The 9,539-nt window shown below is 67.8% G+C and carries 12 protein-coding genes; 3 read left to right on the top strand and 9 right to left on the bottom strand.

Features of this window, described 5'->3' with window-relative positions; genetic code table 11:
* Positions 1 to 87: 87 nt before the first annotated feature.
* On the bottom strand, positions 88 to 288 hold the full coding sequence (locus ACWD35_RS43550) for a hypothetical protein (RefSeq protein WP_451356870.1): 201 nt from the start codon (positions 286 to 288) through the stop codon (positions 88 to 90).
* On the opposite strand from ACWD35_RS43550, the gene ACWD35_RS43555 reads away from it, so the two are divergent.
* On the top strand, positions 287 to 658 hold the full coding sequence (locus tag ACWD35_RS43555) for a hypothetical protein (protein ID WP_451356871.1): 372 nt from the start codon (positions 287 to 289) through the stop codon (positions 656 to 658). The genes ACWD35_RS43550 and ACWD35_RS43555 overlap by 2 nt on opposite strands.
* An 11-nt stretch (positions 659 to 669) precedes the next feature.
* Entirely contained in the window at positions 670 to 1,260 is a 591-nt protein-coding gene (locus ACWD35_RS43560; RefSeq protein WP_451356872.1) for an ATP-binding protein, read from the top strand.
* Positions 1,261 to 1,317: 57 nt separating this feature from the next.
* On the opposite strand, the gene ACWD35_RS43565 is transcribed toward ACWD35_RS43560, so the two are convergent.
* Together ACWD35_RS43565 and ACWD35_RS43570 are read right to left on the bottom strand one after the other, a co-directional pair.
* Complete coding sequence (locus ACWD35_RS43565) at positions 1,318 to 1,533, bottom strand: hypothetical protein (protein ID WP_451356873.1); 216 nt, start codon at positions 1,531 to 1,533, stop codon at positions 1,318 to 1,320.
* 54 nt (positions 1,534 to 1,587) lie between these two features.
* On the bottom strand, positions 1,588 to 2,355 hold the full coding sequence (locus ACWD35_RS43570; protein ID WP_451356874.1) for a MerR family transcriptional regulator: 768 nt from the start codon (positions 2,353 to 2,355) through the stop codon (positions 1,588 to 1,590).
* A gap of 630 nt (positions 2,356 to 2,985) precedes the next feature.
* Between ACWD35_RS43570 and ACWD35_RS43575 the strand changes: the two genes are divergently transcribed.
* A complete protein-coding gene (locus ACWD35_RS43575) occupies positions 2,986 to 3,741 on the top strand; it encodes a transposase family protein (protein ID WP_451356875.1) in 756 nt (251 codons plus the stop codon).
* Between the two features lie 259 nt (positions 3,742 to 4,000).
* Here ACWD35_RS43575 and ACWD35_RS43580 read toward each other — a convergent pair whose 3' ends face one another.
* The 6 genes from ACWD35_RS43580 to ureA all read right to left on the bottom strand — a co-directional run bounded on the left by ACWD35_RS43580 (position 4,001) and on the right by ureA (position 9,222).
* The gene (locus ACWD35_RS43580) at positions 4,001 to 4,882 is read right to left on the bottom strand and encodes an urease accessory protein UreD (protein ID WP_451356876.1); all 882 of its coding nucleotides are present in this window, start codon (positions 4,880 to 4,882) and stop codon (positions 4,001 to 4,003) included.
* The gene (ureG, locus tag ACWD35_RS43585; protein WP_451356881.1) at positions 4,879 to 5,622 is read right to left on the bottom strand and encodes an urease accessory protein UreG; all 744 of its coding nucleotides are present in this window, start codon (positions 5,620 to 5,622) and stop codon (positions 4,879 to 4,881) included. The genes ACWD35_RS43580 and ureG overlap by 4 nt, the downstream gene beginning before the upstream one ends.
* A 25-nt stretch (positions 5,623 to 5,647) precedes the next feature.
* On the bottom strand, positions 5,648 to 6,301 hold the full coding sequence (locus tag ACWD35_RS43590) for an urease accessory protein UreF (RefSeq protein WP_451356877.1): 654 nt from the start codon (positions 6,299 to 6,301) through the stop codon (positions 5,648 to 5,650).
* Positions 6,302 to 6,309: 8 nt separating this feature from the next.
* Positions 6,310 to 8,178, bottom strand: coding sequence for an urease subunit alpha (gene ureC / locus ACWD35_RS43595; protein ID WP_451356878.1), 1,869 nt, complete (start codon positions 8,176 to 8,178; stop codon positions 6,310 to 6,312).
* Between the two features lie 32 nt (positions 8,179 to 8,210).
* On the bottom strand, positions 8,211 to 8,627 hold the full coding sequence (locus tag ACWD35_RS43600; protein WP_451356879.1) for an urease subunit beta: 417 nt from the start codon (positions 8,625 to 8,627) through the stop codon (positions 8,211 to 8,213).
* 196 nt (positions 8,628 to 8,823) lie between these two features.
* Positions 8,824 to 9,222 carry an urease subunit gamma gene (gene ureA, locus ACWD35_RS43605; protein WP_451356880.1) on the bottom strand — a complete coding sequence of 133 codons (399 nt, stop codon included), beginning with the start codon at positions 9,220 to 9,222 and terminating at the stop codon, positions 8,824 to 8,826.
* Positions 9,223 to 9,539 lie beyond the last annotated feature (317 nt).

Below are 9,539 nucleotides of genomic sequence, written 5' to 3' on the forward strand. Positions count from 1 at the left end.
TCTCCGCCAGATCCAGTACCGCAGCAACCTCATCAACGGATGCCTCGCCGAAACCGGCCTCACCCTGACGACATCACGGCGACAACGTCAGTAGACGCCCAGCTCAGCGAGTGCTGCCCGCTGCTCCTGGGTGAGCATGTCCTGCCTCGACTTGGTGTTCGAGACCCGCACGCCCAGCTTCGCGACCACCGGATCCGTCTCACCGTCGACCGTGATCTCTTCACTGTGCCCGCGTGGTACCGGCCGGTGGGCGCCTGACAGTCCCCTCAGCACGAGGCGGACCCCCATGCACGACGCCTGGTGGGAAGCCGCCGTCAAAGCCCACGGTGAACGCGACGGCACCCGGGCCCTGATCGAGGTCCTCCTCCTCAGCCAGCACCTACCCCACGAACACCTCGTCACCGGCCTCGCCGCGGCCTTGAAGACCGGCGCCCTGACCGCCGATGCCGTCGCCTTGGAAGCCCGCAAGGCAGCCGACGCCGACACCGATCCCGAGGAGCCTCAGCAGTCGTCACCCGTCGGCGGTCAGACCAGGACATCCCCGCTGCCCGCGACTGTCCGGGCCCTTCTGCCGCCCGACAAGCGGCCCCTACCCTCCGTCGCCCACTATGACCAGCTCCTGCGGCTCCGCCGACCCGACCGCCCCACCCATTCATAGAGGAGAACGCCGTGTCCCTTCCCCGTCAGCGAGGACTCACCGAGCAGGCCGCCACCACCGCGGTCGACCAGGCATGCCGCATGCTGCGGCTGCCCACCATCCGCTCCCAGTTCCCAGAACTGGCCGAGACCGCCGGCCGAGAGCAGATGTCCTACCTCGGCTTCTTGGCCGAGCTCCTCCTGGCCGAATGCGACGACCGAGCCCGCCGACGGTCCGAGCGCCGCATCAAAGCCGCTGGCTTCCCCCGGGACAAGTCGCTTCGCAAGTTCGACTTCGATGCCAACCCCAACATCGACGCAGCCATGATCCACACCCTCGCCAAGTGCGAATGGATCAAGAAGGGCCTGCCCCTCTGCCTCATCGGAGACTCCGGCACCGGCAAATCCCACCTGCTGATTGCCCTCGGCACCGAGGCCGCGATGGCTGGCTTCCGCGTTAAGTACGTCCTGGCAACGAAGCTGACCAAGACCTTCACCGACCCCCGCCTTTGCGCTGCCATCGTCGACCGCCTCACTTTCGGCGGCAACATCATCGAGACCGGCACCGACTCCTACCGCCTTGCCACCACCCGCGCCCGCGCCGAACAGCAGTCCCAGGGCTGAGAACCTGCACTGCTCTGAACGAAGGCAGTTGAGGCGACTGCGGGAGACTACGTCTGCTCACACGGAGTTCGGGCGGCCGGAGCGAGCCTTCGACAGCCTCTGATCCAGGCGGGAGAAGTTGACAGCGGCGTGGACCACGAGCACCACAGGCAGGGCAAGGAGAAGGGCCCACGGCACCGCGCCGACCGTGGCCAAGGGACAGATGACGGGAAGGGCGAGGAGAGTGGGGACCGTTGAGGTCAGAGCGATACGCATACGGGTCCGTCGGTTCATAACCAGACTCCTTGGGGCACATGGGAATGAAGGGGCGACCACAGCAGGCGCGAGTCAGGCGGAGCTGTGGCGAGCGCGGTCCAGATACTCAGCCAGCTCTCGCCAGTCGTCGGCCGGAGCACCGGGGTCTCCCGACATAGCGGCTGGATCGTCGTGCCAGGCGGCCCTCACACCGGCGGAGATACCGGCATCGCCGCCGGTGAACAACGCGCTCAGCTCATCCATGCGGGCCACCAGCCGGCGAACCTTCTGATCAGTTGCAGGAGTTCCATCCGCACGCAGTCGTTCGGCTCTTCGGTACAACTCGGGCCACTCGACTTCGAGCAGGTAATGCATCGCGGGCCCCAGGGCGGCGGCACGGGTTTGCAGGACCTGTATCTCGTCGGCATCCAGGTGGCGGCCCAGGGTGTGCTCGCCCTCCGGACCGGTGCCGCCGATCGCCCGCAGCGCATCGAGCAGAGCCGTGGCCGCCGGAGCCTGGTCAGCCGACAGCTCCTCACCGAGCCGCACGAGTCGATCTCGCAGGACACCGAGCGCCGAGATGGACGCCTCAACACCCGCCAAGTGATCCCGGACCAGCCGCATCGGATCGACACCCGCATCGAGACAGACGGCGATGGTATCCAGCGCCAGCCCCAGACTACGAAGCGCCAGCACCTGATAGAGACGAACGAGGTCGTCCTCGGTGTATTCCCTGTGTCCTCCCGTGGTGCGCTGTGAGGGGCTGAGCAGACCGATGGTGTCCCAGTGGTGCAGCGTGCGCACGGTCAGTCCGCTGGCCTCCGCGAGTCGGCCTACTTTCCAGGTTGCAGAAGTGGTCATGGAGCCACGATGCATCCTCACACCGCGTGAGGTTCAAGCCAGGCGGCAACCCTGCCTACCACAACTCGCCCCAAGGCAGCCTCGATCCGCTTCGATTGGCCGAGGCTCTCGGGGCCATCTATCGGTCTTCGTCACGCCCCGACACGCCGACGAGGCGTTCTCGGAACTCGACGACTGTCTGGACCCGCTTGATCAACATCTGTTGCCCGAACTCGGCATCAACCGTTCTCGCCTTACACCGACGAAGCCAAGGCCCCCCTCGTCTCCGGCCCCACCAACAAGATCTACTGCTCGAAGCGCTGCAGCCACTGGGCCTACATCAACCGATGCCTCGATCGCGGGCTGCCACCCCTGCCCCAGCCAGCCGCAGACATCCCCCGGGCCTCCAACCGGACGGCTGCGTCGTCTGCGGGACGCCACTCACCCGGGGTGCTTACGGACAGGTCCGGCTGACCTGCTCAGGCTCCTGCCGAGCAAAGCGCTCCTACTGGCGCAAGAAGGAGAAGCTCGCTACTACTGAGCCTCTTCCAACCTGGCAGTGATGACTGGGAGTTGGCCGTGTCAGCACAACGGTGAAGCTCCTGGTAGACGGGTTCTCGACCAAGATCATCCGTGCCGCCAGGAGCTTCCGTGCTTGTCTATCCGTCGTCCATAGATCTGTCCAGTCGTTCCCTGCGGTACCTCGCCGAACAACTTGTCGTCCGGCGACGGGAGGTCGGTACCCGGTGGCGGCGACTCGCGGCCGGGAGGCAAGCCCTGCTCGTCCTGGCCCATCTGCGCTGCGGCGACACCTACGCCCAGCTCGCCGCCGGATTCGGCATCGGGATCGCGACCGTCTACCGCTACATCCGTGAAGCCGTCGACGTCCTGGCCGCGCTCGCACCGACGCTGGACGAGGCGATGACGACAGCCCGCGCCAAGGCATTCATCATCCTGGACGGCACCCTGCTGCCCATCGACCGGATCGCCGCCGATACTCCGTACTACTCCGGGAAACACAAACGACACTGGATGAACGTCCAAGTCCTCACGGACCCGCTCGGCCGGCTGCTGTGGGCCTCACCCGCACTGCCCGGCTCCACACACGACCTGACCGCCGCCCGCACCCACGGCATCATCAATGCCCTGGCGGCGGCAGGACTCAAGTGCTGGGCCGACAAGGCGTACCAGGGCGCCGGACGCCCCGTCCGTGTCCCGTTCCGAGGCCGTCGGCTCAAGCAGTGGAAGCGACGACACAACACCACTCACGCCAAGATCCGTTGCGTCGGAGAGCGGGCCATGGCCACCCTGAAGGGCTGGCGCCTGCTGCGCAAGCTCCGCTGCAGCACCAACCGCATCACCGACATCGTGAAAGCCGTACTCGTCCTTCACCACGCGTCAGCGTGAGGTTGGAAACGGCTCACTGGCGCGTTGGTATGAGACGGCGGAGCTCGGCTGCTCCCCGCTCAGTAGGCGGCCTGCACGGCAGGTTGACGAACGCTCGTACCAGTTGTGCGTTACGGCCCCACGGCTTCCTGTCGTCCATCGCACCCCTCAAGCTGGGGGGAGCACCGACGAACGTGCTGCTGATGCACCGGAACGGGCGGCATCTTGCTGGCCTTCGCCCTCGGCTGCCAGTCGGTTGGCTGGCGTCCGGCCTGGAGCATCAGGCTGAGGGGGCCACGGACCGCCGGGCAGGCATGTCTCGCCTGGCCGTGGATGCCGTGGCGTCCGCGGCCGGGCCGCAAGCGCCTTCTCCGAGGCCGGGCTCTGCTGCGCGGCGCAGGCGCTGTGCAGCGCGTTGGCGTCGGTAGTCGCGCATGGCGTGCTCGCGCCAGGCTGCGAAGGTGGGATCGCACAGCTGGTCACGGAATCGGCCGATTCCCATCCACCGCAGTACGGCCCCGGAGCGGTCCAGGGGGAAGTAGGTCTCGCCGGGCCCGGCGCCGCCCGCGTCCGGTTCACCGGAGGGCTCGGGTGTCCATCCCAGGGCGGTGACGGTGTCCATGGACTGCAGGCTCCCGAAGATGCCCGGCATCTGACGGGCCTGCCGTCCCAGGTCGAGGTATTCCACCTGCACGGGCCCGGTGTCGTCGCTCGCGTCCAGGGACGTGGTCAGGTCCCCGCCTGTCTGCCCGGCGCGCCCCAGCACGATCTTCTCCTGCATCAGCGCCTTGCCGGTGCCGTGCAGGCGGATGTGCGTGCCACGGTGGGTGGCGATCTCGTCCGAGATGACGAACGGCTTGCCCGCCCAGGTCAGGACGCCTCCGTCGCCCACGTCGGCGTCGATCGTCCAGGACGACGGCGCGTCGCCTTCGTAGGCGACGGTGCCGGTGGCCTCCACGACGTCGAGCCAGGCGCCGGGAGCGACGTTGACCTCGATGCGGACGTCGTCACCGGACAGCAGCAGCGCCTGAATGGCGATCAGGCCGACCCGGGCTCCGTCGACGTCCTGGTCCATGATCCGTGCCGTCAGGTGCCCCGTTGCGCGGTGGACGCGGCTGCGGCTGTCCTCGGTCGTGACGCTCAGGCGGGTCGGGCCGGTCACGCGCCCTGCCCAGCATCCGCCGGAGCTTGGTCGTGCGCGTGGGTGGTGCCGTCGGCGTGGGTGTGCGTGTGACCGCCTTCGCCGTTCTGGCCGGCGTGGAAGTGCGGGGCCATGGGGCCGGGGTCGACGGGGGTGTGGTCGCCGGTGCGGTAGTGGGCGAGGGTTTCGCGGACCCAACCGGTCAGCATCCGGATGGACGCTGCGTCGTGCCGGGACAGCGCGACCACCGGAGCGCCGTGGCGGGCCTCGTGGCCCTCGCGCACCATGCGCTCGACGTCCACGCCCACGTATTCGCCCAGGTCGGTCTTGTTGATCACGAGCAGGTCGGCGCGGGCGATGCCGGGGCCGCCCTTGCGTACGACGTCACCGCCGCCGGCGACGTCCAGGACGAACAGTTGGGCGTCCACCAGAGCCGGGGAGAAGGTCGCGGTGAGGTTGTCGCCGCCGGACTCGATGATGACCAGGTCCAGAGGGCCGAAGTCGGTCTCCAGGTCCTCGGCCGCCAGTAGGTTGGCGGTCACGTCGTCGCGGATCGCGGTGTGGGGGCATGCGCCCGTCTCCACCGGGCGGATCCGCTCGGGGTCCAGCACTCCGGCGCTCTTGAGGAAGCGCGCGTCTTCGTCGGTGTAGATGTCGTTCGTGATGACACCCAGGCGCAGTTCGCCGGAGAGGGCCTGGCACAGCGTCGCGATCAGTGAACTCTTGCCGGTGCCGACGGGACCGGCTACGCCCAGGCGCATGGCGCGGGTGGGGGTGGTGGTGTTTTCAGGCACTGAAGAGTCTTTCTGCGGTGGTGTCGTGGGTCTCGGCCCAGCGCTCGATGAGAGGGGCGCCGTGGGCAGGGATCTGTTCGGGGGCGTGCAGGTGGGCGACCTGACCGGCCATCTCGTCGATGTCCGGCAGCAGGTCGTTCACCCACGCGGTGATGAGCAGCGGGTCTTGCGGATCGAGCTTGAGCAGGGCTGCCGTCATGGTCTGGGCGTCGTCGTACCCGACCAGGCGGGCCAGGTCGGCGGGGTCCATCCCGGCGTGGTGGGCGAGCAGGCCGAGCACGACCGGGCGCGACCAAGTGCGCGCGCGAGCGTCGACGGGGCCGGGCCAGAGCGCCTGCAGGATGCGCAGATATCCGCGCCCCAGCCGCCGCCCGTTGGCCCTCAGCGCCTGGCTGGGGGTCCGGGCCGCCCAGGCGGCCTCGACCTCGGCGAGGTCGAGGCCGCCCGCTGCCACGGCACGTGCGACGACGGCGGTTCCGGCCTCCACACGGGTGACCGTGCGGAGGCGGGAATGCAGGTAGGCGGGGACCTCGGCGGATGTCATGCCGGCCCGCAAGGCCGGCTCCAGACCGGCGGACTGCGTGTGCCCACCGGACGGGAGCCGGGCGTCACCCAACAGGGCGAGCAGAAGTGAGGAGGTGCTCACAGGTCGCCTCAGAACAGCAGATAGCGCTGGGTGAGCGGCAGGCTCTTCGGCGGGTCCGGCTGGTCGAGATACCAGAAGCCCTTCCGTTTCGGGTGCTCTGTGAGGCCGTGCTTCTTCGGCTTGACCCCTGGGATCTCCACTGCGATTTTGAACCTGGTCGGGTGGATGTCGATCTCGAAGCACTCGCTGTTGAAGACCATGTCCTTCTTCTTGACGCCCTTGACCGGCTTGGCGCCCTTCAGTTCGCGCCGCAGGCCGAGGGTGTCCTTCAGGGATTTTTTGAACACCCCCTTACCCTTCAACTTCTTGTACGGGTTAGGGCCGGGCGGGTTGAGGGCCTTGGCCGAGACGAACGAGTAGGACACCTGGGAGCCGATCGCGGCGGCCATCGCCGGGCGCAGGAAGGTGGGCTGCGGGGTGGATACCGAACCGTTCGGGTCTCCCAGGTTGCCGAGCACCATGGCGCCGCCCTTGATGACCAACTCGGGCCGTACGGCGAAGAACCGCGGGTCCCACAGCACCAGGTCGGCCAGCTTCTCCACCTTCACCGAACCGACGTACTCGTCGATGCCGTGGGCGATGGCGGGGTTGATCGTGTACTTGGCCACGTAGCGCAGAGCGCGGGCGTTGTCGCCCTCCCCCTGATCTGCCCGGTAGAAGAAGTTCGCGTCCTTGAAGGTCTTGTAGCTCCACTCCTTCATGACGTGCGCGACCTGCCAGGTGCGGGTCACGACCTCGCCGACGCGGCCCATGGCCTGGGCGTCGGAGGAGGTGATGGACATCGCGCCCATGTCGTGCAGTACGTCCTCGGCGAACATGGTCGTGGAGCGGATTCGGGAGTCGGCGAACGCCTGGTCGTTCGCGTTGCGGAGGTCCAGGTGGTGGGCGGAGGCCAGCATGTCGATGTGCTCGGCCACGGTGTTCTCCGTGTACGGCAGCGTCGGGTTCGTCGAGGCGGGCAGGGCGTTTGCCTTGGCAGCCACCTTCAGGATGTCGGGGGCATGCCCGCCACCGGCGCCCTCCGCGTGGAAGACGTGGATGCCGCGATTGCCGATGGCAGCGAGGGTGGTCTCGACGAAGCCGGCCTCGTTGAGGGAGTCGGCGTGCAGGGCGACCTGCAGACCCCACTTCTCCCCGGCCGTCAAAGCGGCGTCCAGAGCCGCCGGGGTGGCCCCCCAGTCCTCATGGATCTTGTAACCGCCGGCACCCGCCAGCGCCTGCTCGTCCAGGCCCTCCTTACTGACGGTGTTGCCCTTGCCCAGCAGCAGGACGTTGACCGGTAGGTCGTCAAAGCTGCGATGCAGGTTCACCAGGTGCTGCGGGCCGGGGGTCACGGTGGTCGCCTTGGATCCCTCGGAGGGGCCCACGCCGCCGCCGACCAGAGTGGTCGTCCCCGTGGCGAGAGCCTCCATGACAGCTGAGGGGGAGATGTAATGCACATGGGTGTCGACGGCGCCGGCGGTGAGGATCTTGCCCTCGCCGGAGATCACGTCCGTGGAAGGGCCGATCTCCAGTCCGGGGGTGACCCCGTCCATGACGTCGCTGTTGCCGGCCTTGCCGATCGCGGCGATTTTGCCGTCCTTGATACCGACATCGGCACGCACGATGGCGTTGCGGCTTCCCCGTTCTTGGGCGGGGGCGACGTCCAGGATGATCACATTGGTGATCACGGTGTCGGGGGCGCCCTGCGTACTGGTGGTGGTGCCCTGCAGCATCGACTCGCGGATGGTCTTGCCGCCGCCGAAGATCGCCTCGTTGCCGCCGAAGGTCAGGTCTTCGGTGACCTCGATCCAGAGGTTGGTGTCGCCCAGGCGGACCTGGTCGCCTACGGTCGGGCCGTAGGACCTCGCGTACTTTTCGCGGGGGATTTCCGCCATTACTTCCTCCAGCTGAGTGTGCGAGGGCCTTGTCAGTCGAGGGCGACGTCCGTCTTGCCCTTGCTCAGGCCCGGAACGCGCCGCCGCCCGCCGATCTTGACAACCTGGATCGGGTCGCTGGGCGCGAACTCGGGGCTGAACCGCTCGGAGTCCCCCGGAGCGATATCGAGGCGGCATCCCCAGGGGGCCTGCCCCGACGTCTTCGACCGGTCGAGCTGCAACCGGTTGGCCTCGGCGACCCGCGCATCACGGTCCTGAGTGTTCTTCAGAAAGTCGTCGAGCTCGGTGGCGCCGTCCTCGTCGAAGAACAGCAGGTTCTCGTTGACGTCGCCCAGGTGAATGTGCGACCCGATCTGGATGGCGCGGTCACCGATGTTGAGCACGTAGAGAGTGGCCTTGTCGCCTTGGGAGTTGAGCACGTGGTTCGTGGTCGGGTCCTTGACCCACACTCCTCCCACCCTGTACTGAGAAAAGTCGTAGGTCTTGGTCGGAGCCAGGTCAGAGGGCTTGGGCAGGGGCAGTCTGGACGTCTGGCCAGGGCCGGGCGGTGTGGGGACAGGCTGTGTGACGGGAAACGTGACCGGCTCAGGCTCCGTGGGGAAAGGCTGCGTGGTCAGCGACTGGAAGTAGGGCATGGGTTCGTCCTCAGATGCTCGGCGCGGCGATCGGGGCCGACTTCGGGGTCGACTTCGGGGCGCGGATCGGGTCGTAGAGGGTGACCAGCTTGCGGCCGTCGGGGAAGGTCGCCTCGATCTGGAGGATGTCGAGCATCTCGGGCACGCCCTCCATGACGTCGTCAGTCGTGAGGACACTCTCTCCCTCGCCTTGGGTGTCGCCCTTCCGCTTGTCCAGGGGAACGTTGGCGTCGCTCATCATGTGGTCGACGCTGTAGTTGCCCGCTCGGGCTTCCTCGATGACCCAGCAGCTGATGTAGGCCACGGCCTCGGGATAGTTCAGCTTGATGCCGCGTTCCTTGCGGTAGCTGGCGAGCATCCCGGCCACGCTCAGCAGCAGCTTTTCCTGCTCTGAGGGAATCAGGTGCATCCGTGCTCCTCGGTGGTGGTGATGGTGCCCTGGCCCCGGGCGGGTCAGGGGCCCTCGTGCGGCCCCGGCTCGACGCAGGCCGCCAAGACGGCTCCGTCGGGACCGGGGGCCGGCACGTAGGTCTTGTCGGCGAAACTCCTGCAGGGCCGCGGTATCGTGAGCCTGGCGGCGCGACCGGACCGCGCCCGCACACCTCCTGGTTGACGCCCCTCAACAGGCACCTTGCGGTGGCGTGGCGGGCGATGAGGCGATCCCGTCCAACAGGAGGACGCGTGGCCGTACCGCCAGGGCTCAGGTCGGGCAGGCCCACCGCAGCC

The organism is Streptomyces sp. NPDC002671 (assembly GCF_053592475.1).